This is a genomic window from Stenotrophomonas humi (genome assembly GCF_001431415.1).
Lineage (GTDB): Bacteria > Pseudomonadota > Gammaproteobacteria > Xanthomonadales > Xanthomonadaceae > Stenotrophomonas > Stenotrophomonas humi.
In genome coordinates this window covers 1-21894 of the sequence record NZ_LDJI01000001.1, presented here as the reverse complement: position 1 = coordinate 21894, position 21894 = coordinate 1, and the positions used below count along the sequence as shown (strand labels likewise).

Sequence of the window (21894 nt, the reverse complement as noted above, 5' to 3'; positions counted from 1 at the left end):
CATCCCTGCGCCGGGAACAGACTGGCGCCCGGTTTCCTGAATCCCCACTGCCATGTCCCCCAGAACTCCTGCCGCGCACGTCCTTCCCCAGTCGCGGGTACTGCTGCTGGCCATCGCCACCGGCTTGATCGTTGCCAGCAATTACTACGCCCAGCCGTTGTTGCAGTTGCTGGCCGGCGTGTTCGAGGTGAGTGCCGGCCAGGCCGGCTGGGTGGTCACCGTGGCGCAGTTGGCCTATGCCACCGGCCTGCTGTTGATCGTGCCGCTGGGCGACCGCCTGGAGCGGCGTCGGCTGATCGTCGGCCTGTTCGTGCTGGCTGCGGTGGGCCTGGTGATCAGCGCCACCGCCAGCGGTCTGACCCAACTGCTGCTTGGCACCGCCCTGAGCGGGCTGAGTGCGGTGGCGGCGCAGGTGATCATTCCGCACGCCGCGACACTGGCTGCCCCGGAGCAACGCGGGCGGGTGGTCGGCACGATCATGGCCGGCCTGCTGCTGGGCATCCTGCTGGCGCGTACGGCCTCGGGCGTGTTGGCCGGCATTGGTTCGTGGCACACCATCTATTCGGTGGCATGCGTGGCCTTGCTGTTGCTGGCGGTGGCGCTGGCGAAGCTGTTGCCCGCACATCAGCCGACGGCCACGTTGTCGTATCCGCGTCTGATCGGCTCGGTGCTGGCGTTGCTGCGTGACGAGCCGTTGCTGCGTCAGCGTTCGCTGCTGGGCGGGTTGCTGTTTGCCGGCTTCAGCGTGTTCTGGACGCCGCTGGCATTCCTGCTGTCGGGACCGGCCTACGGCTACTCCATCGCCACGATTGGGTTGTTCGGCCTGGTCGGTGCGGCCGGTGCCTTGGCCGCCAGCCGTGCCGGTCGCCTGAGTGACCGCGGCCTTGGCCGCTGGGTGGCCGGTGGCGGTCTGGTGATGCTGTTGCTGTCGTGGCTGGTGTTGGTGTGGGCGCCGGTGTCGCTGCTGGCCCTGGTCCTCGGCGTACTGCTGCTGGACATCGCGGTGCAAGCGGTGCACATCAACAACCAGAGCGTGATCTACCAGCTGGATGAAAGTGCACGCAGCCGCATCACATCGGCCTACATGACCTGCTATTTCATCGGGGGCGCCAGTGGTTCGGCGCTGGGCACCTCGGCGTGGACGCAGTACGGCTGGAATGGCGTATGTGTGTTGGGTGGCTTGCTGGCAGTGCTGGGATTGGTGGTGTTTTTCATGCCGTTGCGAGCGCCGCATCGTTGATGCGGCGTAGGAGCGGCCTTGGTCGCGAAGCCGGTGACGCATCGGTCAGGTGAGAACCTGCAATCGCGGAAAATTCAAACGGTGGTGGCGCCCCAACTCCTTGGCTTATGTGGCTGCTGCAACGGGCATTGCCGGGGTTTGCAGCTGGATTGCTTCAGCGGCGGTGGTTCGCAGTTTCGGAAGCAGCCGCAGCATCAGTGCCAACTGCGTGCGTACCAGTCGTGCTTTCTCGTCGATGTCATCGGGCAGTTGTTCCAGCGCATCGGCCAACGCGATTTCTTCTTCCTGCGGCGATGCGGCTTCGCGTTTGGACAACGCCTCGGCCAGCTCCGACAGCGACTGCTGCAACTGCTGATGACCGGCCGTGATCACCGGGTCTTCGGCCACCGGCGTTGACTGCGCGCGGTGCGCGCCCAGCGCCGACAGATAACCGAGCAGGGTGTTGGACAACGCCAGAAAGCGGAAGCCGCCCTCCAGGTTGCCGCGCGCGTAGCCGGGCTCGCGCAGCATGTGGGCCAGGGCGACGGACAGCGCCACGTCGGCGTTGTGCATGTCGCGTCGGGCAACGCGGTAAGGCAGGTCGTCGCGCATGCCGCTGCGGTACTGGCCCAGCACGGCGTCCAGGTAGGCGGTACTGGTGGCCACCACCTGCGCCATCACCCGGTGCAGGCGACGGCCCTGCCAGTCGGGCAGGATCAGCAGCGAGGCGATGGCGGCGATGGCGCAGCCGATCAGCGTGTCCAGCAGGCGCGGCCAGATCAGCACGAAGCCATCGCCCAGCAGGTTGAAGCACACCAGTGCCATCACCGTGATCGCGGCGGTGGCCAGCAGGTAGCGGTCGGTGCGGTTGAAGAAGAACACCAATGCCGCGGCCAGTGCCACCAGCAGCTGCAGATGGGTGCCGGGGAACAACTGCATCAGCGCCCACGTCGCGCCCAGGCCCACCAGCGTGCCGGCGATGCGCTCGACCAGCCGCCGTCGGGTGGCGCCGAAATGCGGGCGGCAGACGAACAGGATGGTCAGCAGGATCCAATATCCGTTTTCCGGGTGCACCAGTTTGAGCACGACGTAACCGGCAATCAGCGCCAGCGCGATACGCACGCCATGGCGGAACAGCAGCGAGCCCGGTGTCAGCGACTGGCGCAGGCGCGTGGCCATTTCGCGAAGGGTATGTGGCGAGGAATCGCGCAGGCGCGTATCGATGCCTTCCAGCGGGACGTCGGCCAGCGAGGCTTCGGAGAGCTGCCGCTCGATGCTGGACAGGTTGTGCGCCAGCAGCTGCAGCGAGCCGAGCAGACGCAGCCACTGCGGGCGCTGGTGTTCGCGCAGGTAGCGCAGCGATTCGGTCAGATCCTGGCCGGCCTGCAACGCCTGTTCGCCATAGACGAAAGGCTGGCGCAGGCGGATGGCCTGCCCCAACGCCTGGCAGGCCTTGCCCTGCAGCGACAGCAGCCGCCGGCAGCGGTACAGCACGTCGCTGTGGAAGAACGTGTCGGCCAGCGCTTCGTAGGGATAGTGCGAGGAGCTGGCGCGTTCGTGGAAATCCTGCGCCATGTAGTACAGGCGGAAATACAGGCCCGATTGCACGCCGGGCCGACCAGAGCGGCCGAAACGGCTGAGGATGGCGGTCTTGGCGGTGTTCAGGGTTTCGACCACGCGCACGTTCTGCTCGGCCAGCGCCAGCCGTCGCGCTTCCAGGTTGCCGTGCCGCACCGGCTCGAACAGATCGGCCTTGAGCTGCAGGTAATGGCCCAGTTCGAAGAACAGTCGCGCCAGCCGCTCGCGTACCGGACGGTTGGCGAACATCGCCGTCCACAGGATCGACAGCAGGCCGTACCACGCGGCGCCGATCAGCAGGTTGGCGACCTCATGCCACGCCATGTCCGGCGACTTGAGCTGGTCCATCGCCAGCATGGTGTAGATCGCCAGCGTCACCGTGGCCTGGCCGATGGAGGCGTAGCGTTCGCCCAGTGCGCCGAGCAGTGTCAGGCAGAACGCGGTCAATGCCAGTGCGGTGATGAAGGGCAGGGGATAGGCGAACAGCCACACCACCGAAGCGGCAGCCAGGCTGAAACACAGCAGCGACAGCAGTACGGATTTGGTGCGGCCCCACCAGTTGTCGTCGGTCTCGGCGATGGCGCTGGCAATGATCCCCAGGAACAAACCGGGAATCGCACCGATGCGGTCGTAGTACCAGCCGTAGGCCAGCACGCTGGTCAGCGCGATGAAAACGCGCAGGCCATAGCTGGCTTTTTCATGGGCCCAGAGCTGGCCCAGTTGGCGTTCGAGACGGGGCATGCCGGTGGTATGGCCTGATGTGTTCAAGGGAGGACCAGCTTGCGACGCGGTTGTTGCACAGGCAAGCGTGGGCAAGGCGGGGAGTGCATCATTTGAATGCCGCCGCATTGGCCGCGCGCATGAAATCGATGAACACCCGCAGCTTCGGCGCGAGGTGATCGCGCGAAGGGTAGTAAAGATGAAAACCGGCGAACGGAAGCTGCCACGCGTCCAGCACCCGCACCAGCCGGCCGGCATCCAGGTCGGCGCGCACGTTGTGCTCGAACACCTGCTGCAGGCCCAGTCCGGCGCGGGTGGCCTGCAATGCGAGGTGGCTGTCATTGAGCAGCAAGGGGCCGTCGACTTCGATGTAGAAGTCGTGGCCATCGCGGCTGAATTCCCACGGCATGATCCGGCCGTCGCTGTTGCGGTGGGGAATGCAGGCGTGGCCGACCAGCGCCTCGGGGCGATCCGGCACGCCGTGCCGGTGCAGATAGGCCGGGCTGGCGACCACCGCCAACCGCAGCGGCGGCCCCAGTGGCACCGCGATCATGCCGGCAGCCAGCGATTCACCCAGCCGGATCCCCGCGTCGAAACCTTCGGCGACCACGTCAACCATGGCCGGCTGGATCGACAGTTCGACTTTTACCAGCGGATAGCGCGCATGGAACTGGGGCAGGAACGGCAGCAGCAGGTGTTCGGCCGGATAGCGTGGCGTGGTGATGCGTAACTGGCCGGACGGAACGTCGCGGCTTTCTTCCATGGCCTGCAGCGCACTGCCGATGCGTGCCAGTGCCGGCACGGTTTCCTGCAGCAGCCGTTGGCCAGGTTCGGTCAGGCCCACCGTGCGGGTGGTTCGCTGCAACAGGCGCGTGCCCAGCCGGCGCTCCAGGTTGCGGATGGTCTGCGACAGCGCCGACGGCGAAACGCCCAGCTCGATGGCGGCTTGGCGGAAGCTGGCCTGCCGGGCCACGCAGGCGAAGGCGGCCAGCGCAGGCAGCAGAGCGGGGTCGATTGTGCGGTCAGGCTTCATGGTCAGTCCTGATTATGCGGGTTTATCCGGGTAGTGGTGCCGGCCTACAGTGGCCTCCCCTTCGTTGATGGATGCATGCAATGCAGACCCGCCTGTTGGGCCGTGACGGCCCGGTTGTTTCCGCCCTTGGCCTTGGCTGCATGGGCATGAGCGCCTTCTACGGTGGCCGCGGCGATGACGCTGCCTCGATCGCGGTCATCCACCGCGCGCTGGAGCGTGGTGTCACCTTGCTCGATACCGCCGACATGTACGGCCCGCACACCAATGAAGTGCTGGTCGGGCGCGCCATTGCGGATCGTCGCGAGCAGGTGTTCCTGGCGACCAAGTTCGGCGTGCTGCTCAGCCCGGGTGACCCGCAATCGCGTGGTGTCGATGGCCGCCCGGAATACGTGCAGGCTGCCTGCGAGGCGAGTCTGCAGCGGTTGGGCGTGGACCACATCGATCTGTACTACCAGCATCGCGTCGATCCGCAGGTGCCGATCGAAGACACCATCGGTGCGATGGCGCGGCTGGTCGAGCAGGGCAAGGTGCGTTACCTGGGGATGTCCGAAGCGGCACCGGAGACGATCCGACGCGCGCATGCGGTACATCCGATCACCGCCCTGCAGACCGAGTACTCGCTGTGGTCACGCGAGCCCGAACAGAACGGCGTGCTGGCAACGGTGCGCGAGCTGGGCATCGGCTTCGTGCCGTACTCGCCGCTGGGGCGCGGTTTCCTGACCGGTGCGATCCGTAGCCCGGCGGACTTTGAAGAAGGCGATTACCGCAGCAAGTCACCACGTTTCCAAGGTGAGAACTTTGCGCGCAACCTGGCGCTGGTGGAGCAGGTCAATGCGATTGCTGCCGACAAGGGCGTGACGCCCGGGCAGTTGGCATTGGCGTGGGTGCTGGCGCAGGGCGATGATCTGGTGCCGATTCCGGGCACCAAGCGGTTGGCGTATCTGGAAGAGAATCTGGGTGCGCTGGACGTGGTGCTGGATGCCGATGATCTGGCGCGGATTGATGCGGTGTTCCCGGTGGATGCGGCGGCAGGTGCGCGGTATCCGGCGGCGAGCATTGGTAGCGTGCATCGCTGAGGGGGGAAAAGAAGCAGAAGTGATGCAAGCGGCGCGTGACGCGCGATGGATTTCAATGACAAAGGGCGACCGCGAGGCCGCCCTTTGTGTCTCTTTCCGCGGGGATCGTGCATGGCCCAGAAGCCCGCTGGCCCCGGGGCTGGAAACCGTCAGTCCGGGCTATTGGTTTGAATGTTTCAAATGGACAAGCGGATAAGGCCTGCCTTGCCCATCGAGCGGCGACCGGCCCGTGCGCTTGAATCCCATTCTTTCGTAGAAGCCAACGGCCTGGCCGTTCTGCTCATTGACGTCGGTCGTCATGGTTGGATGAAGCGCGAGGCCGTGACGCACCAGCGCGGCACCGATACCCGTTCCGCGACATGCCGGGTCCACGAACAGTGCCTCCATGTGTCCGTTGTCAATGAACATGAAGGCGAGCGGGTAGTCATTGGCATCCACGGCAAGCCAGAGCGGTACTTTGGGCAGAAAGTCGCACACCATCACATCGATGGCGCTGCGATCCTGTGGCGACAGAAAATCATGCGTCGCATCGACTGCGCTCCGCCAGATTTCGACAGCGCGCTCAGCATCGACGGGGCGGGAAGATCTGATGGTGGTCATTGCGGTCTCGTCCCCAACCTCGGTGGAGGTGCGTCCTGTTGTGTCTCTGATGCGATCACAAGTAGACCCTTCAGGACGCCTCCCATCACATGCAGGGTTTACTGTTGCTCACGCGCAATCGCGCGCCAGCCGATGTCGTTGCGGTGGAACTCGTTGGCCCAATGGATCTTCGCAACGCCGGCATAGGCGTGCTGCTGCGCATCGGAAACACTGTCACCCAGCGCTGCCACGCACAGCACACGGCCACCGGCACTGATCACATTGCCGTCGGCATCCAAAGCGGTGCCGGCATGGAACACCTTGGCGCTGCCCGGCACATCGGCCAGGCCGCTGATCACATCACCCACGATCGGCGTTTCCGGGTACGGCTTGGCGGCGAGCACCACGCCCAGTGACGGACGCGGATCCCACTGCGCTTCCACGCCGGCCAGGGCGCCGTCGATGGCCGCTTCCAGCAGGTCGACCAGATCCGACTGCAGGCGCAGCATCACCGGCTGGGTTTCCGGGTCGCCGAAGCGCACGTTGAATTCGATCACCTTCGGTGCGCCATCCGCATCGATCATCAGCCCGGCATACAGGAAGCCGGTGAACGGTACGCCGTCGGCGATCATGCCGGCGACGGTCGGCTCGACCACTTCGCGCATCACCCGCGCATGCACGTCCGGCGTCACCACCGGGGCCGGCGAATACGCGCCCATGCCGCCGGTGTTGGGGCCGGTGTCGCCGTCGCCCACGCGCTTGTGATCCTGGCTGGTGGCCATCGGCAGCGCGATGCGGCCATCGACCATCGAGATGAAGCTGGCTTCCTCGCCGTCGAGGAATTCCTCGATCACCACGCGTGCACCGGCATCGCCGAAGGCGTTGCCGCTGAGCATGTCGTGCACGGCGGCTTCGGCTTCTTCCATCGTCATCGCCACGATCACACCCTTGCCGGCGGCAAGGCCATCGGCCTTGATCACGATGGGCGCGCCCTTCTCATGCAGATAAGCCAGCGCGGCCTCCACCTCGGTGTGCACGGCGTAGTACGCGGTGGGAATACCGTGGCGTGCAAGGAAATCCTTGGCGAATGCCTTGCTGCCTTCCAGCTGCGCGGCAGCGGCGGTCGGCCCGAAGATGCGCAGGCCCGCCGCCCGGAACGTATCCACCACGCCGGCTACCAGCGGCACTTCCGGGCCGACCACGGTCAGGCCGACGGCCTCGTCCTGCGCCAACTTCAGCAGCCCGGCGATATCGGTGACCTTGATCGCGACATTGCGGCACTTGCCTTCGGTGGCGGTGCCGGCATTGCCCGGGGCGACGATCACTTCGCTGACCTTCGCGGACTGGGCCAGCTTCCAGGCCAGGGCGTGTTCGCGGCCGCCGGCGCCGATGACGAGGATTTTCATGGGGTCAGTTCCTGTGGAGCGTTCAATGGGAAATGCAATGGGAAGACTTCAGCGTGACTTCGAAGAACACCGCGCCATTGGCATCGATGAAGCGGCGGCGCACACCACCACCAGCGGCGTAGACGGGCGCCAGCGTCGGGTTCGCGCACAGCTCGGTGATGGCTTCGTCTTCATCGCGGCGCAGGGCTTCAAACACTTCCGGCTTGGCCTTGGCCATGGCCACGGTCGCGTCGGGGGAGCGGATCATCTGCACCAGGTCATCGCCATGGCGGTGCACCGAGTCGATGATCAAACCATCGCGATACGGCGCAGGCAGTTGCTTGCTCATGCTGTCCACGGCGGTGCGCTGTGCGTCGGCAAGCTTGCCGTTGCCACAGCCGACAAGCAGGGCCGCGCAGGTGCCGGCGAGCAGGAGAATCAGAATGTTGCGCATCAGCTGCAGCCCTTTGCGTGAGTGGAAACGGGAATGCGGTAGTGCGTTGTTGCAATCGCGCGGCGTGTCGCCGGCAAGGTGTTGCGTGCTGCCAGATTGATAACGCCCTTGCGCGACATGCGGGCCCTGCAGACAGCTTGCCTGCAGGGCCGCAACGATCGGGAGCGATGTTGCCGATCACCCCGGCCGTCATGGCGCGTGTCAGTGACGGAAGTGACGCACGCCGGTGAACACCATGGCGATGCCGTGCTCATCGGCAGCGGCAATCACCTCGGCGTCGCGCATCGAACCGCCCGGCTGGATCACCGCGGTGATGCCGGCTTCGGCAGCGGCATCCAGGCCGTCACGGAACGGGAAGAACGCGTCGGACGCCATCACCGAGCCCGGCACCACCAGGCCCGCATCGGCGGCCTTGATGCCGGCGATGCGCGCCGAGTACACGCGGCTCATCTGGCCGGCGCCTACGCCAATCGTGCGCTCGTCTTTCGCATAGACGATCGCGTTGGACTTGACGTACTTGGCCACGCGCCAGGCGAACAGCAGGTCGCGCAGTTCGGTATCGCTCGGCGCGCGCTGGGTCACCGTCTTCAGTTCCTGCAGTGACATGCCGCGGTTGTCGGCGCTCTGGATCAGCAGGCCGGAACCCACGCGCTTGGTGTCGTAGTTGTTGCGCCCGTCACCGTTCGGAATGCGCAGCACGCGCACGTTGGCCTTCTTGGTGGCGTATTCCAGCGCGGCCGGCTCGTAGTCCGGGGCGATCAGTACTTCGACGAACTGACGGTCGAGGATGGCCTTGGCCGTCGCAACATCCAGCGTGCGGTTGAAAGCGAGGATGCCGCCGAACGCGCTGGTCGGGTCGGTGTTGTAGGCCATTTCATACGCAGCGCCGACGTCGGCAGCCACGGCCACGCCGCACGGGTTGGCGTGCTTGACGATGACGCAGGCCGGCACGTCGAACTGACGCACGCATTCCCACGCCGCGTCGGCGTCGGCCAGGTTGTTGTAGCTCAGCTCCTTGCCCTGCAGCTGCACGAAGGTGGCCAGCGTGCCCGGCACCGGGTACAGGTCGCGGTAGAACGCGCCGCTCTGGTGCGGGTTTTCGCCGTAGCGCAGGTCCATCACTTTCACGAAGGAGGAATTCATCTGCGCCGGGAATTCAGCACGCTCGGGCACCGCCGCATCGGTTGCGGTCACGGCCGACAGGTAGTTGCTGATCGCCGCGTCGTACTGGGCCACGCGGTTGAACGCAGCGACGGACAACGCGAAGCGCTGTGCCGCTGAGAGTTTGCCGTCGTTGCCATCGAGTTCGGCCAGAAGCGCCGCGTACTGGTCCGGGCTGGTGGCCACGGCCACGCGGGCGAAATTCTTGGCGGCGCTGCGCAGCATTGCCGGACCGCCGATGTCGATGTTCTCCACCGCATCGGCCAGCGTGCAATCGGCCTTGGCGGTGACCGACTCGAACGGATACAGGTTCAGCACCAGCAGGTCGATCGGCGCGATGCCGTGTTCGGCCATCACCGCATCGTCGGTACCGGCACGGCCGAGCAGGCCGCCATGCACCATCGGGTGCAGGGTCTTGACCCGGCCATCCATCATTTCCGGGAAGCCGGTGACGTCGGAGACATCCTTGACCGGCAGGCCGGCGTCGCGGATCGCCTTGGCGGTACCGCCGGTGGACAGCAGCTCGACATTGCGGGCGGCCAGGGCGCGGGCCAGTTCGACCAGACCGGTCTTGTCGGAAACAGACAGCAAGGCCCGGCGGACGGGCAGCAGATCAGCAGACATGGGGGCAGAAGGGGAAGCGGAAGCGGGCCGGTATTGTAGCCGCGTGGTCATATCCCTGCCCGGTGAACCCCGGTGGTGCCGAGTCATGCTCGGCGGGATGTTTCCCGGTTGTGCTTCAGCAGAGCGTGGCTCCGCTTTACAGCCAGGGTGGCTCAGGCCAGTCCGTACTCTTTGAGCTTCTTGCGCAGCGTGGCGCGGTGGATGCCCAGCAGCGCGGCGGCGCGGCTCTGGTTGCCTTCGCAGTGGTTGAGCACTTCCACGAACAACGGGATTTCCATTTCACGCAGGACGATCTCGTAGACATCGTCAGCATCACAGCCGTCCAGGTCACGCAGGTAGCGGCGCACGGACTGTGCGACGTGTTCGCGAAGCGGCGGCTTGGCGGCGCCACGACTGGTGTCAGGACGGGTGGGGGCAGCGTTCAAGGAAATTTCCCGGATTCAACAGAGTCGGGCCCAGTGGCCCGGCGTGGGGGGAGGAGTCTAGCGCGTGGGCCGCCGGCCTGCCACGCCATGCGCACGTGCTTAGTGAAATTCGAAGCTGAAGGCGACCGTTGCTGCAGCCGGTTCATGCAACTGGAACGACACCTGCGCGCTCTGCCCCTGTTCCAGTCGTGCCTGCGGGTCCGCCGTGGGCCCGAGGTACTCGGCCGGTTGGAAAGTGCGGCGGCCGATCACCCGGCCATCGGCATCGGACAAGGACAGACGCAGCGCCGGCCAGGCCTGCGCCCAGCGTGCGTCGTTGCGGAAACTGGCGTGCACCTGCAGCACGCCGGGCTGGCCCGGTGCCGGGCGGATGTCGCGGCTGAGCATGGTGTAGGCCGACGGCTCATGCCATGCCGGCAGCGAACAGCGCAGCACCGTGCACAACGCGCTGACCAGTGGTCGGGTCCCTGCGTCGGCGGCCAACCGTGCCCGGTCGGCGATCAGGATCTGGACACCCAGCAGCAATGCCAGACCCGCTACCAATGCCCACTGCCAACGCGGCGTGACATGCGCGGCAGCGCGGCTTGCACGTGCGCTGCGGCTGAAGCTGGGGGCGGGCCCGGAAGCGGCTTCGCTCTCGGCATCATCTGCAGTGTCGACGGGATCGACGACCTGCTCGCTCGCGGCGTCCCGCGCCACCGGATGGGCGATTTCCAACGGCTCGCTTACCGGCGCCTCCGGCTCGGAGGCAGGCAGCAGTTCTGCCGCTGGCGGTGTTGCCGCCTCATTGGCATCGACTGCAACGGCATCCTCCGGCTTGGGCGCCGGCTTGCCGTGCAGAAAAGTGGCCAGCGAGGGGCGAGAGGGCGTGGTTTCGTCGCTCATGTCAGGCGGTGCCGGGGCGTTGCGCCCATTCAAGCACGGCGCACGCCGGTGATGCGCATCCAGTCGCCGTCCTGTACCGCTTCAAGCTGGTCGAACCAGGCGGCGTAGCGTTCCAGCAGTTCGCCTTCCTGGCCATGCAGGATGCCCGACAGTGCGATGCGGCCACCGGGTGCCACGCGCGCGGCCAGCAGTTCGGCCAGTGCGTCCAGGGCCGAGGCCAGGATGTTGGCGACCACGACCGGGTACGTCGCCACCGGCTCGTCCTGCGGCAGGTAGGCGGCAATCTGCGTGCCGTTGCGCTCGCCGTTGTCGGCGGTGGCGATCAGTGCCTGCGGGTCGTTGTCCACCCCCACCGCGGCGGCCGCGCCCAGCTTGAGTGCGGCCAGGGCGAGGATGCCCGAGCCGCAGCCGAAATCGAGCACGGTCTTGCCGGCCAGTTCGCCGTCGGCGGCAAGCTGGTCCAGCCAGCGCAGGCACAGCGCAGTGGTCGGGTGGGTGCCCGAGCCGAATGCCAGGCCCGGGTCCAGCCGTACGATGGCGGCGTCGGCGGCCTGGGCTTCCTCGGGCAGTTCGTGGTTCCACGGCACGATCCAGGTCCGTTCACCGAAACGCATCGGCTGGAACTGGTCCAGCCAGGCGCGTTCCCAGTCTTCATCTTCGACCGCGCGGAAGCTGGCGTTTGCCCAGTCCAGGCCGGCATCGAAGGCTTCCAGTGCGGCCAGCAACGCCAGCGCGTTGGTGTCGGCCGGGAACAGCGCGGTCAGTACCAGGTCGTTCCACAACGGCGTTTCGCCCACGCCCGGCTCCAGAATCGCGCGCTCGTTGCTGGTGTCAGCGTCGGCGTCGAGCATGGTCACCGCCAGCGCACCCACGTCTTCGAGCGCGTTCTCGTAGCGGGGCTGGGTGGTTTCGGTGCAGCGCAGGGTCAATTCAAGGAAGGGCATGGCGGGGGACAGCAACGGCGGGACAGGGCACGCATCCTAGACGAGGCCGGGCTTGATTGCGCGCCCGCGCGCCCGGATTCATCGTCGTCAAGCGCTTGCTTGCTAGAATCCCCGGATCATCACCCGCCCTTTCGTGCCGGTTACCGATGCTTTCCCTGCTTGCCAGAAAACCCTGGTACCTGTTGGCACTGCCCGCGGCGGTGCTGCTTGCCGTGCTGGGTTTCCGCAGCGGTGGCGGTCTGCATGCAGCCGATAGCCAGGAAATGGCGGCGGCGATGAACGTATCGGTGGAACAGGTTTCCGACGCCACCGGCGCGGCGGCTGACAGCCAGCCGGGCGGGCGCGAACTGAGCGCTGCGGTCGGCCCGGGCCTGCCGCTGGACCTGCGCGCGGCCTTTGAAGGCGGGCGTGGCCTGTTCGAATACGCACGCCAGCTGCGTGCGGCCGCGGCGGCCGGTGATGCCGAGGCGGGCTGGATGGTCAGCCGCATTTATGACTATTGCGGGGTCTATGCCATGGATCCGCAGGGTTACGCGCTGGACAGCGCGACGCTGGCAAGCATGGGTTTGAAGGACGTGCCGGGCCTGACGGCGGCGCGTGAACAGGTCAGCCAGGGATGCGTGGGCTTTACCGCTGCCGATGGTCTGGGACGTGCGCTGATCTTGCAGCAACGGCGCAGCTCGGCCACCGCCGGCAACCTCGCTGCCGAGGCCGCGCTGCTGTCGATGGGCGAGCCGCTGCGCACGGATGCCGCATACCGCCGTGGTCTGGTGGAGCGGGTGTTGAATTCGCAGGACCCGGAGGCGTTTCTGGCCGTGTCCACGGCGATGGGTGTGGCCGCTGCCGGTGACAGCGCCTACAGCGGTCTGGTCGCCGGTGACCAGGCCGCGCAGCTGGCGTGGCAACTGGCGGCCTGCCAACTGGGCCTGGCGTGTGGGCCGGGCAGCGCATTGATGACCGGCTACTGCGCCAATGGCGGGATCTGTTCGCGCGATCCCGACCAGGACTTCGAGACGTTTGTGTACGACGCCGCGGTATCGCGGCAGGGTATGGAAAAAATGAACGAACTAGTCAAAAGCCTGCGCCGGGCGCGGGGAGGTAAACAATGAACTACCGTCGTCTCCTTCATGGAGCAAAATTCTGGATCTGGGTGGTGTTGTTTGTCGCCTACTCGGCAGGTGCCGTGGGCGTCGTGCTGATCGACACCTACGACGACCGTTACCGGGAAATGAGCAAGGTCAAACTGACCTCGGTGAAGTCCGATGCGGATCAGCGTCGCGCCGGTGCCAGCCAGGCGGCAGCCATTTACCGTGCACAGAGCGGCATGCCGTTCTCCACGCTGCAGCCGGGCAGCCGCTTCCAGATCGTCTGGCCGGATGGCTCGGTGGAAACGGTGACCGTGGTGGATCCGTCCTCGCCGCTGGGTACCGAGCCGGTCAAAGGCACCGCGGTGACCGCCGAGTAACGGCGCATCCGCAGGCCTGCCGGCGCGGCGCAAGCCGCCAGACGTGCGCGGCCTGCAGTGCGCCGGCTTCGAGGCAAAGAAGAGCGGGGTTTCCCCGCTTTTTCTTTGGGCGATCGCCAGCGGCTGAAAGATTTCCCGCCGCTGGCCGATACCGAGGCGACTTATCGGGTTTGTGTTGATGGATCTGCAATGTTGATTGCCACCTACGACCAGACGTTGGTCGTGTTTTCGATCGTAGTGGCCGTACTGGCCTCCTATACCGCTCTGGACATGGCCGGCCGCCTGGCAACCGCACAAGGCCGGGTGGCGCGCTGGTGGCTGGTCGGCGGTGCCGCAGCGATGGGCCTGGGCATCTGGTCCATGCATTTCATCGGCATGCTGGCGTTTGATCTGCCGATCCCGCTGGGCTACGACCTGGCCATCACGCTGTGGTCGCTGGCGGTATCGGTGGGCGCATCGGCCTATGCGCTGTGGCTGGTGTCGCGGCCCAGCCTGCCGGGCTGGCAGTTGCTGGCCGGTGCGGTGTTGATGGGCCTGGCCATCGCGGCCATGCATTACCTGGGCATGTCGGCACTGCGCATGCAGCCGGGCATCGACTATCACCTCGGCTGGTTCATCGCTTCCATCGCGCTGGCCATCGCCGCCTCGGGCGCGGCCCTGTGGATTGCCTTCCGCCTGCGCAACGAGCACCGCAGAACGCTGCGCATGCGTGGACTCGCCTCGTTGCTGATGGGGCTGGCCATCGTGGGCATGCATTACACCGGCATGGCCGCCGCGCGTTTCCCCGTGGGCAGCGTGTGCGGCGCGGTACGTACCGGCGGCATCGATACGCAGTGGCTGGCGGTGCTGGTCATCGTCACCACGGTGGCGACGCTGGGCATCGCGCTGATCGCCTCGCTGTTCGACCGTCGCATGCGTGAGCGCACCGGTGTGCTGGCAGACTCGCTGGCCGATGCCAACCAGAAACTGGTGCAGGCCGCACTGCACGACCCGCTGACCCAGTTGCCCAACCGCATGCTGCTGCAGGACCGCATGGAGCAGGCGATCAAGCGCGCGCAGCAGGAAGGCCGCGCGGTGGCGGTCATCTTCTGCGACCTGGATGGTTTCAAGACCATCAACGATGCCTACGGCCATCAGCTGGGTGATCGCCTGCTGATCGCCGTGGCGCGCCGCATCGGTGGCTTGCTGGGGCCGCAGGACACCTTCGCGCGGCTGGGCGGCGATGAGTTCGTCATGGCATTGACGGTGGACAGCCCGGACGATGCGCTGGTGATTGCCGAGCGGGTCGTGGAAGCGGCCGCACAGCCTTTCCTGATCGACACCGCCGAGCTGCAGGTCAGCGCCAGCCTCGGCATCGCGCTGTATCCCAGCGATGCCAGCAACGAGCGCGAGCTGATGGCGCATGCCGACGTGGCCATGTACCACACCAAGCAGCTCGGCCGGAACGGTTACACGTTTTTCACCGCGGCGATGCAGGTCAATGCCAATCGCCAACTACGGTTGCTGCAGGACCTGCGCAAGGCGGTGGAGCGCGGTGAGCTGGTGCTGCATTACCAGCCCAAGTTCGATGCCTCCGAGCAGGGCGTCATCGGCGCCGAAGCATTGCTGCGTTGGCAACACCCCGAGCTTGGCCTGCTGGCGCCGGATGTGTTCATCCCGATTGCCGAGCGCAGCGGCCTGATCCTGTCGATGGGTGACTGGGTGCTGGACCAGGCCTGCCGGCAGCTGCGGCAGTGGCACGACGCGGGTCATGCGCAGTGGTCGATGGCGGTGAACCTGTCGCCGCTGCAGTTCGATTCGCCGGCATTGGTGGCGACGGTGCGCAACATCATCGAACGCCATGGCATCGACGCGCGGTACCTGACGCTTGAGGTCACCGAGACCACGGCGATGAAGGACGTCGATGCCAGCCTGGAAGTGCTGAACAGCCTCACCGCGATGGGCGTCAAGATCGCCATCGACGATTTCGGCACCGGCTACTCCAGCCTGCTGTATCTCAAGCGCATGCCGGCGGCGGAACTGAAGATCGACCGCGCATTCGTGCGCGACCTGGAGAGCAACGAGGAAGATGCGGCCATCGTTTCGTCGATCATCGCCCTGGCCCGCGCGTTGAACATCAAAGTGGTGGCCGAGGGAGTTGAAACCGCCGCGCAGCGCGAGTTCCTGCTGTCGCTGGGGTGCGACACGCTGCAGGGATTTTTCCTGGGGCGTCCTGCAACGGCGGAGGCGTTTGGCAGTTACAGGGATCAGGCGGCAGCGTGAGTGTGCAAGGTCAGGTGATCTGCATTGGCTTCACCTGCGACCACAAACGCCGGACAAAGAAAAAGGCGGGTTTCCCCGCCTTCTTCCATGCCTGTCGCCGCACTTGATCAGGTCAAGGCGATCGACTGGTTCTTGCGCTCGGCCAGACGCTTTTCCAGGTAGTGGATGTTCTGTCCACCGGCCTGGAAGCCCTTGTCACGCATGATGCGCTGCTGCAGGGCGACGTTGGTCTTGATGCCGTCCACGACCATCTCACTCAACGCCACGCGCATGCGCGCGATGGCGGTGTCGCGGTCCGGGCCGTGCACGATCAGCTTGCCGATCATCGAATCGTAGTTCGGCGGCACCTTGTAGCCGGCGTAGATGTGCGTATCCACGCGCACACCCGGGCCACCCGGCGGGTAGAAGCCGGTGATCAGGCCGGGGCTCGGAATGAAGGTTTCCGCGTCCTCGGCGTTGATGCGGCACTCGATGGCATGACCATGCAGCACCACGTCGCTCTGCTTGATGGTCAGCTTCTGGCCCGAGGCGATGCGCAGCTGCTCGGCGACCAGGTCGATGCCGGTCACCATCTCCGTCACCGGATGTTCCACCTGCACGCGGGTGTTCATTTCGATGAAGTAGAACTTGCCGTCCTCGAACAGGAACTCGAACGTGCCGGCGCCGCGGTAGCCGATGCGGATGCAGGCTTCCACGCAGACCTTGCCGATCTGCTCGCGCAGCTCGGCGGTGATGCCCGGTGCCGGTGCTTCTTCCACCACCTTCTGGTGACGGCGCTGCATCGAGCAGTCGCGCTCACCCAGGTGGATGGCGTTGCCCTGGCCATCGGCCAGCACCTGGATTTCCACGTGACGCGGATTCTCCAGGTACTTCTCCATGTAGACCTCGCCATTGCCGAACGCGGCCTTGGCTTCGGACTTGGTGGTTTCGATGGAGGCCTTCAACGAGGCTTCGACATGCACCACGCGCATGCCGCGGCCGCCGCCGCCGCCCGATGCCTTGATGATGACCGGGTAGCCGATCTCACGGGCGATCTTGGTGTTGGCGACGATATCCTCACCCAGCGGGCCGCCCGAGCCGGGCACGCACGGCACGCCGGCAGCCTTCATCGCGCGGATTGCTTCCACCTTGTCGCCCATCAGGCGGATGGTTTCCGCACGCGGGCCGATGAAGATGAAGCCGGACTGCTCCACGCGCTCGGCAAAGTCGGCGTTCTCGGAGAGGAAGCCGTAACCGGGGTGGATGGCCTGGGCGTCGGTGACCTCGGCCGCGGCGATCAGTGCCGGGATGTTGAGGTAGCTTTCCGACGACGGTGCCGGGCCGATGCAGACCGACTCGTCGGCCATGGCCACGTGCTTGAGATTGCGGTCGACGGTGGAGTGCACCGCGACCGTGCGGATGCCAAGGGTGTGGCACGCGCGCAGAATGCGCAGCGCGATTTCACCCCGGTTGGCGATAACGACCTTGTCGAGCATGGCCGGCGCCTCAGGCAATCACGAACAGCGGCTGGTCGAATTCCACCGGGCTGCCGTTCTCGCCAAGGATGGCCACCACGGTGCCGGACACTTCGGCCTCGATCGGGTTGAACATCTTCATCGCCTCGATGATGGCCAGGGTTTCACCGGCCTTGACGGTCTGGCCGACGCTGACGAATGCCGGCTTGTCCGGCGACGAGGACGAGTAGAAGGTGCCGACCATCGGCGCGCGCTGCACGTGGCCTTCCGGCAGGGCGTTGCCCGGCTTGGCGGTGCCGCCGGTGGAGGCTTCGGTCGGGCCGCTCATCGGCATGGCCGGGGCGGCAGCGGCCGGCGCGGCGTAGACCGGTGCCGGTGCGGCGACATAGGTGCCAACCGGATTGCGCGACAGGCGCACCGATTCTTCACCTTCCTTGATCTCGATCTCGGCCAGGTTCGATTCTTCCAGCAGGTCGATGAGCTTCTTGATTTTGCGCAGATCCATGAGGGCCTCTTTCGTTCTATTAAGCGGTAAGGAGAAGGCGCGGTGCGCCCGGGTCAAAGTTCGTAGAAATCGCGCAGCTGCCGCGTACGGTCCTGCGCGTGGGTGGTGAGACAGTGCATCCGCGCGCCGTTGCGCGAGGTGCCATCGGCATGAAAGGCGTACACCGCGTCGCAATCCTTGTCGCGCAGCTGGATCCAGGCGCGCTGCGCGACAACCAGCTGCTGCTCGGCGTCGGTGCAATGCGTGCAGCTGCCGTCTGCGGCCTGCTGCCGCAACTGCTGGCGGGCCTGGCCGTAAGCAGTGTTCAACAAGGCGTCGGCGTCTTCGGCGCGGTCAGATGCGCACAGATCGTGTTCCATCGTGCTGGTAGCGGTCGCGCAATCGATGCCTTCGGCAGCGCGGTCAACGCTGCCGGCCTGTGCCGCCGCAAGCGGCAGGCAGCCCAACGCCAGGGCGGTCAGCCATTGCCGCACGGGCTTCATGCGGCCGCCACCAGGCGCGTCAATGCCGCATCCATGGCGTAGCGGTAGCTGTCGGCGCCAAAGCCGCAGATCACGCCTACCGCCTTGTCGCTGAGATAGCTGTGCTGGCGGAACGGCTCACGGGTGTGCGGGTTGGACAGGTGGATCTCGATGAACGGGATGGCCACCGCTGCCAACGCATCGCGCAGGGCGACCGAGGTATGCGTGAAGGCCGCCGGGTTGATCAGGATGAAAGCGGTTCCATCGCCACGCGCGGCCTGCACACGATCCACCAGCACATGCTCGGCGTTGGATTGCAGGTGCTCGACCTGGTGCCCCGCCTGCTGCGCCTGCGCCGCCAGCGCCGCGTCGATCTGCGGCAGCGTGGTGTGGCCGTAGACATCCGGTTCGCGGGTGCCCAGCAGGTTCAGATTGGGGCCATGGAGGACCAACAGTTTTGCCATGATCCAGCGGTCGGCGGGAAAGGGCGGCAGTGTGAGGGAAGCCGGGAATGCTGTCCAGTTCGACGAAATTAGCCTCGTTTTAATCGTTTGTTTGAATTTTGACGGGGTTCCGGGTTTGTATGTGCGGCAGTGCCTGGGAGCCGGGTGGGGAGGGGCTTTGTCTGGTTGGCAGTTGGGATGGGGCGGTAGGCCGGCAAATGTGGGGCGGCCTGATGCGCGGGTTTTGCCGGGAAATGAGCGAAGTTGGGGAGCAGGGCATTTGCCTTGGCCCCTCTCCCTTTGCGGGAGAGGGGTTGGGAGAGGGTAGATCGAAGCCGGTCTGGTGAAGTTCTCATGGTCCAAACCAAAGCCAAAGCCTCAAAGCCCCCCTCTTCCACCCTCCGGGGCACCTTCTCCCGCAGGGAAGAAGGGGGCGTCCATGCACACTCTTCCCTATTCCGTCACCGGTGCCTTCACCAGCTCTGTCGGCCTCGGCCAGCGCAGCTCTCGCCGAACGCAAACCCCACCAGCCCAGTAATCCACCATTTAATCCACCATTAATAGACGACCGGTCTATTCGGAGTACAGTTCACCCCATGAACCTCTCTCCCAAAGCCCAGGCAACCCGCCAGCACATCCTTGATACCGGCTACCGGCTGGTCCTGCAGAAGGGCTTTGCCGCGCTGGGTCTGCAGGAAATTCTCAAGGCCTGCGCGGTGCCCAAGGGCTCGTTCTATCACTACTTCTCGTCCAAGGAAGCGTTCGGCTGCGAGCTGCTGCAACAGTACGTAGACGACTACGGGCGCAAGCTGGAGCTGCTGCTGGCCGAGGGCGGCAACGGCCAGCAGCGGTTGATGCGCTACTGGGATGCCTGGGCGCGTGACCCGGCCGATCCGGCGCAGGGCTGGGCCGAGGAATGCCTGGTGGTGAAGCTTGCCGCCGAGGTCGCGGACCTGTCCGAGGACATGCGGCGCGTGCTCGACGATGGTGTGCAGCGCCTGCTGCAGCGCATCGCCGCGCTGGTCGAGGAAGGCCGCACCGATGGCTCGCTGCCCGCCGGCAAAGCCGCGCTCGATGTCGCGCGCGTGCTCTATCAGATGTGGCTGGGCGCGGCGCTGCTGTCCAAGCTCAGTCAGGACCGTCTGCCGCTGCGGCAGGCGCGTGAGGCCACCGAACACCTGCTGACGTGCGGCAACACCGCCGCGCGCCTTTCTCCCCCCAACGATTGAAGGTACTGCCATGAAAGTCCTGTTCGTACTGACTTCGCACGACCAGCTCGGCGACACCGGGCGCAAGACCGGTTTCTGGCTGGAGGAGTTCGCCGCACCTTATTACGTGTTCAAGGATGCCGGCGCCGAAATCACCCTGGCATCGCCGGCGGGCGGCCAGCCGCCGCTGGATCCGCACAGCGACGCGCCTGATGCGCAGACACCCGCCACCGAGCGCTTCCGCAAGGACAGCGCCGCGCAGCAGCACCTGGCGACGACGTTGCCGCTGAAGCAGATCGACCCCGCGCAGTTCGACGCGGTGTTCTACCCGGGCGGCCACGGGCCGCTGTGGGATCTGGCGCGTGATGCCGATTCCATCGCGTTGATCGAAACCTTCGACCGCGCCAACAAGCCGCTGGGGCTGGTCTGCCACGCGCCCGGTGCATTGATCGCCGCACGCAGCGCTGACGGCAAACCACTGGTCGCCGGCCGCAAGGTCACCGGCTTCTCCAACAGCGAGGAAGACGCGGTAGGCCTGAGCGCGGTGGTGCCGTTCCTGATCGAAGACGAGTTCGCGCGCCTCGGCGGCAACTACGCCAAGGGGCCGGATTGGCAGTCGTTCGTGCTGACCGACGGTCATCTGGTGACCGGGCAGAACCCGGCCAGCTCTGAAGCCGTCGCCAAGGCCTTGCTCGCGCAGTTGGCCTGAGCATCCGTAATCCCGCAGTCGGCTTGATGGGTGTTGTGCCGAGCGCAACACCCGCAACACCGTCACTTTCATTGAAGCAATCCGCTGGGTAGCCCATGCCACTCCATCGCATCGGCCGCACCCACATTCCCCCAAGGAACCGGTAATGAAAATCTTCTACAAAACCCGCGCCACTTCCACCGGTGGCCGCGCTGGCCGCACCGCACTGGACGACGGCAGCCTCACGCTCGACCTCGCCTTGCCGGGCTCCGGCAAGGCCGGCGCCAACCCCGAGCAGCTGTTCGCACTGGGCTACGCTGCCTGCTTCGACAACGCCTTGCCGGTGGCCGCCAAGAAGCTGCAACTGCAGCCCAGCGGCACGGCAACGTCGGTGGAAGTGGGCATCGGCCAGACCGCCGAAGGCGGCTACGCGCTGGACATCGACCTGCACGTTGAAGTGAAGGGCCTGGACCAGGCCGATGCGCAGCGCCTGGTCGAAGCCGCGCACCACATCTGCCCGTACTCCAATGCCACACGCGGCAACATCGACGTGCGCCTGCACGTCACTGCCGTCTGAACCCTACCGGAGACCATCATGCGCAGCGCCATCCACACCACCTTTGGTGAACCGGCCGACGTGCTGGCATTGGGCGAGAGCCCGGTGCCGCAGCCCGGCGCGGGCGAAGTGCGGATCAAGACGATCCTCGCGCCCATCCACAACCACGACCTGTGGACCATCCGCGGCAAGTACGGTTACAAGCCCACGTTGCCGGCCATCGGCGGCAGTGAAGCGGTGGGCACCGTCGATGCCTTGGGCGAGGGCGTTGAAGGCATCGCCATCGGCCAGCGCGTGATGGCGGCCTCGGTGCACGGCACCTGGGCGGAGCACTTCATCGCACCGGCGCGGATGGTCATCCCCGTGCCGGACGCCATCGCCGACGAAGCGGCAGCGCAGTTGATCGCCATGCCGCTGAGTGCGCTGATGCTGCTGGAATTCCTGCAGGCCGAACCCGGGCAATGGATTGTGCAGAACACCGCCAACGGCGCGGTCGGCAAGACCCTGGCGATGCTCGCCGCCGCGCGCGGCGGCGAGCATCGCCAGGGTCTTGCCGACCGCGCCGTTGGCGGTGTTCTGCCCAATCCATTGCCCGCGTTCGGCCTGCAGGAATTCCAGCCGCACCAGCGCACTCAGCGGCATGCCGATCCACTGCGCTGCCGCTCCGTCGGCGCTGGCGTGCGGCACGGGGAGGACCATCCGCGCCGGTCCGAGCACGTGCTGCGCCCAGGTGACGTGCACCGAGGCCTCCATCACGCGCTGGTCGATG

At 66.0% G+C, this 21894-nt stretch carries 22 protein-coding genes; 9 read left to right on the top strand and 13 right to left on the bottom strand.

The window, feature by feature from the left end:
- Positions 1-52: 52 nt before the first annotated feature.
- Complete coding sequence (locus tag ABB26_RS00110) at positions 53-1240, top strand: MFS transporter (protein WP_057631498.1); 1188 nt, start codon at positions 53-55, stop codon at positions 1238-1240.
- 105 nt (positions 1241-1345) lie between these two features.
- Here the strand turns inward: ABB26_RS00110 and yccS are convergent, their stop codons facing one another.
- Both yccS and ABB26_RS00100 read right to left on the bottom strand, forming a co-directional pair.
- Positions 1346-3538 carry a YccS family putative transporter gene (gene yccS / locus ABB26_RS00105; protein ID WP_057631496.1) on the bottom strand — a complete coding sequence of 731 codons (2193 nt, stop codon included), beginning with the start codon at positions 3536-3538 and terminating at the stop codon, positions 1346-1348.
- A gap of 88 nt (positions 3539-3626) precedes the next feature.
- Entirely contained in the window at positions 3627-4550 is a 924-nt protein-coding gene (locus ABB26_RS00100; protein ID WP_211261924.1) for a LysR family transcriptional regulator, read from the bottom strand.
- A gap of 80 nt (positions 4551-4630) precedes the next feature.
- Here ABB26_RS00100 and ABB26_RS00095 point away from each other — a divergent pair, with 80 nt between their 5' ends.
- Positions 4631-5626, top strand: coding sequence for an aldo/keto reductase (locus ABB26_RS00095; protein WP_057631494.1), 996 nt, complete (start codon positions 4631-4633; stop codon positions 5624-5626).
- 159 nt (positions 5627-5785) lie between these two features.
- On the opposite strand, the gene ABB26_RS00090 is transcribed toward ABB26_RS00095, so the two are convergent.
- The 7 genes from ABB26_RS00090 to prmA form a co-directional block, all read right to left on the bottom strand.
- Positions 5786-6226 (bottom strand): acetyltransferase, encoded by a 441-nt coding sequence (locus tag ABB26_RS00090; protein ID WP_057631493.1) that lies wholly within the window; start codon positions 6224-6226, stop codon positions 5786-5788.
- A gap of 98 nt (positions 6227-6324) precedes the next feature.
- A complete protein-coding gene (gene purD / locus ABB26_RS00085; protein ID WP_057631491.1) occupies positions 6325-7611 on the bottom strand; it encodes a phosphoribosylamine--glycine ligase in 1287 nt (428 codons plus the stop codon).
- 22 nt (positions 7612-7633) lie between these two features.
- On the bottom strand, positions 7634-8044 hold the full coding sequence (locus ABB26_RS00080) for a hypothetical protein (protein ID WP_057631488.1): 411 nt from the start codon (positions 8042-8044) through the stop codon (positions 7634-7636).
- 201 nt (positions 8045-8245) lie between these two features.
- Complete coding sequence (gene purH / locus ABB26_RS00075; protein ID WP_057631485.1) at positions 8246-9829, bottom strand: bifunctional phosphoribosylaminoimidazolecarboxamide formyltransferase/IMP cyclohydrolase; 1584 nt, start codon at positions 9827-9829, stop codon at positions 8246-8248.
- A 152-nt stretch (positions 9830-9981) separates the two neighbouring features.
- A complete protein-coding gene (gene fis, locus ABB26_RS00070) occupies positions 9982-10254 on the bottom strand; it encodes a DNA-binding transcriptional regulator Fis (RefSeq protein WP_057631483.1) in 273 nt (90 codons plus the stop codon).
- 99 nt (positions 10255-10353) lie between these two features.
- Positions 10354-11139 carry a DUF3426 domain-containing protein gene (locus ABB26_RS00065; protein ID WP_057631482.1) on the bottom strand — a complete coding sequence of 262 codons (786 nt, stop codon included), beginning with the start codon at positions 11137-11139 and terminating at the stop codon, positions 10354-10356.
- 29 nt (positions 11140-11168) lie between these two features.
- On the bottom strand, positions 11169-12083 hold the full coding sequence (gene prmA / locus ABB26_RS00060; RefSeq protein ID WP_057631480.1) for a 50S ribosomal protein L11 methyltransferase: 915 nt from the start codon (positions 12081-12083) through the stop codon (positions 11169-11171).
- A 146-nt stretch (positions 12084-12229) separates the two neighbouring features.
- Here prmA and ABB26_RS00055 point away from each other — a divergent pair, with 146 nt between their 5' ends.
- From ABB26_RS00055 to ABB26_RS00045, 3 genes are all read left to right on the top strand, one after another.
- Positions 12230-13192, top strand: coding sequence for a hypothetical protein (locus tag ABB26_RS00055; protein WP_057631478.1), 963 nt, complete (start codon positions 12230-12232; stop codon positions 13190-13192).
- Positions 13189-13548 (top strand): hypothetical protein, encoded by a 360-nt coding sequence (locus ABB26_RS00050; RefSeq protein WP_057631476.1) that lies wholly within the window; start codon positions 13189-13191, stop codon positions 13546-13548. Before ABB26_RS00055 ends, ABB26_RS00050 begins: the two co-directional genes overlap by 4 nt.
- A 189-nt stretch (positions 13549-13737) precedes the next feature.
- Positions 13738-15810, top strand: coding sequence for a putative bifunctional diguanylate cyclase/phosphodiesterase (locus ABB26_RS00045; protein WP_057631474.1), 2073 nt, complete (start codon positions 13738-13740; stop codon positions 15808-15810).
- Between the two features lie 107 nt (positions 15811-15917).
- On the opposite strand, the gene accC is transcribed toward ABB26_RS00045, so the two are convergent.
- The 4 genes from accC to aroQ are packed head-to-tail and all read right to left on the bottom strand — an operon-like array spanning position 15918 to position 18694.
- Positions 15918-17285, bottom strand: a complete 1368-nt coding sequence (accC, locus tag ABB26_RS00040; protein WP_057631472.1) for an acetyl-CoA carboxylase biotin carboxylase subunit — start codon at positions 17283-17285, stop codon at positions 15918-15920.
- A gap of 10 nt (positions 17286-17295) precedes the next feature.
- On the bottom strand, positions 17296-17769 hold the full coding sequence (gene accB / locus ABB26_RS00035) for an acetyl-CoA carboxylase biotin carboxyl carrier protein (RefSeq protein ID WP_057631470.1): 474 nt from the start codon (positions 17767-17769) through the stop codon (positions 17296-17298).
- 53 nt (positions 17770-17822) lie between these two features.
- The gene (locus ABB26_RS00030; RefSeq protein WP_083490602.1) at positions 17823-18251 is read right to left on the bottom strand and encodes a lysozyme inhibitor LprI family protein; all 429 of its coding nucleotides are present in this window, start codon (positions 18249-18251) and stop codon (positions 17823-17825) included.
- Positions 18248-18694, bottom strand: coding sequence for a type II 3-dehydroquinate dehydratase (gene aroQ, locus ABB26_RS00025; RefSeq protein WP_057631469.1), 447 nt, complete (start codon positions 18692-18694; stop codon positions 18248-18250). The genes ABB26_RS00030 and aroQ overlap by 4 nt, the downstream gene beginning before the upstream one ends.
- A 575-nt stretch (positions 18695-19269) precedes the next feature.
- Between aroQ and ABB26_RS00020 the strand changes: the two genes are divergently transcribed.
- The 4 genes from ABB26_RS00020 to ABB26_RS00005 all read left to right on the top strand — a co-directional run.
- A complete protein-coding gene (locus ABB26_RS00020; protein ID WP_057631467.1) occupies positions 19270-19902 on the top strand; it encodes a TetR/AcrR family transcriptional regulator in 633 nt (210 codons plus the stop codon).
- Between the two features lie 10 nt (positions 19903-19912).
- A complete protein-coding gene (locus ABB26_RS00015; RefSeq protein WP_057631465.1) occupies positions 19913-20590 on the top strand; it encodes a type 1 glutamine amidotransferase domain-containing protein in 678 nt (225 codons plus the stop codon).
- 145 nt (positions 20591-20735) lie between these two features.
- Positions 20736-21146: an organic hydroperoxide resistance protein gene (locus ABB26_RS00010; RefSeq protein WP_057631463.1), complete on the top strand. Its 411-nt coding sequence runs from the start codon at positions 20736-20738 to the stop codon at positions 21144-21146.
- Positions 21147-21164: 18 nt separating this feature from the next.
- A partial coding sequence (locus ABB26_RS00005) for an alcohol dehydrogenase catalytic domain-containing protein (protein ID WP_152982480.1) occupies positions 21165-21894 on the top strand: 730 nt, incomplete at its 3' end.

Bases quoted from the DNA above. Each gene is read 5' to 3' on its own strand.
- purH (WP_057631485.1), bottom strand. From the start codon at position 9,829: ATGTCTGCTGATCTGCTGCCCGTCCGCCGGGCCTTGCTGTCTGTTTCC.
- ABB26_RS00015 (WP_057631465.1), top strand. From the start codon at position 19,913: ATGAAAGTCCTGTTCGTACTGACTTCGCACGACCAGCTCGGCGACACC.
- ABB26_RS00090 (WP_057631493.1), bottom strand. From the start codon at position 6,226: ATGACCACCATCAGATCTTCCCGCCCCGTCGATGCTGAGCGCGCTGTC.
- ABB26_RS00055 (WP_057631478.1), top strand. From the start codon at position 12,230: ATGCTTTCCCTGCTTGCCAGAAAACCCTGGTACCTGTTGGCACTGCCC.
- ABB26_RS00045 (WP_057631474.1), top strand. From the start codon at position 13,738: ATGTTGATTGCCACCTACGACCAGACGTTGGTCGTGTTTTCGATCGTA.
- prmA (WP_057631480.1), bottom strand. From the start codon at position 12,083: ATGCCCTTCCTTGAATTGACCCTGCGCTGCACCGAAACCACCCAGCCC.
- accC (WP_057631472.1), bottom strand. From the start codon at position 17,285: ATGCTCGACAAGGTCGTTATCGCCAACCGGGGTGAAATCGCGCTGCGC.
- ABB26_RS00080 (WP_057631488.1), bottom strand. From the start codon at position 8,044: ATGCGCAACATTCTGATTCTCCTGCTCGCCGGCACCTGCGCGGCCCTG.
- purD (WP_057631491.1), bottom strand. From the start codon at position 7,611: ATGAAAATCCTCGTCATCGGCGCCGGCGGCCGCGAACACGCCCTGGCC.
- ABB26_RS00030 (WP_083490602.1), bottom strand. From the start codon at position 18,251: ATGAAGCCCGTGCGGCAATGGCTGACCGCCCTGGCGTTGGGCTGCCTG.
- accB (WP_057631470.1), bottom strand. From the start codon at position 17,769: ATGGATCTGCGCAAAATCAAGAAGCTCATCGACCTGCTGGAAGAATCG.
- aroQ (WP_057631469.1), bottom strand. From the start codon at position 18,694: ATGGCAAAACTGTTGGTCCTCCATGGCCCCAATCTGAACCTGCTGGGC.
- ABB26_RS00010 (WP_057631463.1), top strand. From the start codon at position 20,736: ATGAAAATCTTCTACAAAACCCGCGCCACTTCCACCGGTGGCCGCGCT.
- ABB26_RS00100 (WP_211261924.1), bottom strand. From the start codon at position 4,550: ATGAAGCCTGACCGCACAATCGACCCCGCTCTGCTGCCTGCGCTGGCC.
- yccS (WP_057631496.1), bottom strand. From the start codon at position 3,538: ATGCCCCGTCTCGAACGCCAACTGGGCCAGCTCTGGGCCCATGAAAAA.
- ABB26_RS00095 (WP_057631494.1), top strand. From the start codon at position 4,631: ATGCAGACCCGCCTGTTGGGCCGTGACGGCCCGGTTGTTTCCGCCCTT.
- ABB26_RS00020 (WP_057631467.1), top strand. From the start codon at position 19,270: ATGAACCTCTCTCCCAAAGCCCAGGCAACCCGCCAGCACATCCTTGAT.
- ABB26_RS00110 (WP_057631498.1), top strand. From the start codon at position 53: ATGTCCCCCAGAACTCCTGCCGCGCACGTCCTTCCCCAGTCGCGGGTA.
- ABB26_RS00065 (WP_057631482.1), bottom strand. From the start codon at position 11,139: ATGAGCGACGAAACCACGCCCTCTCGCCCCTCGCTGGCCACTTTTCTG.
- ABB26_RS00050 (WP_057631476.1), top strand. From the start codon at position 13,189: ATGAACTACCGTCGTCTCCTTCATGGAGCAAAATTCTGGATCTGGGTG.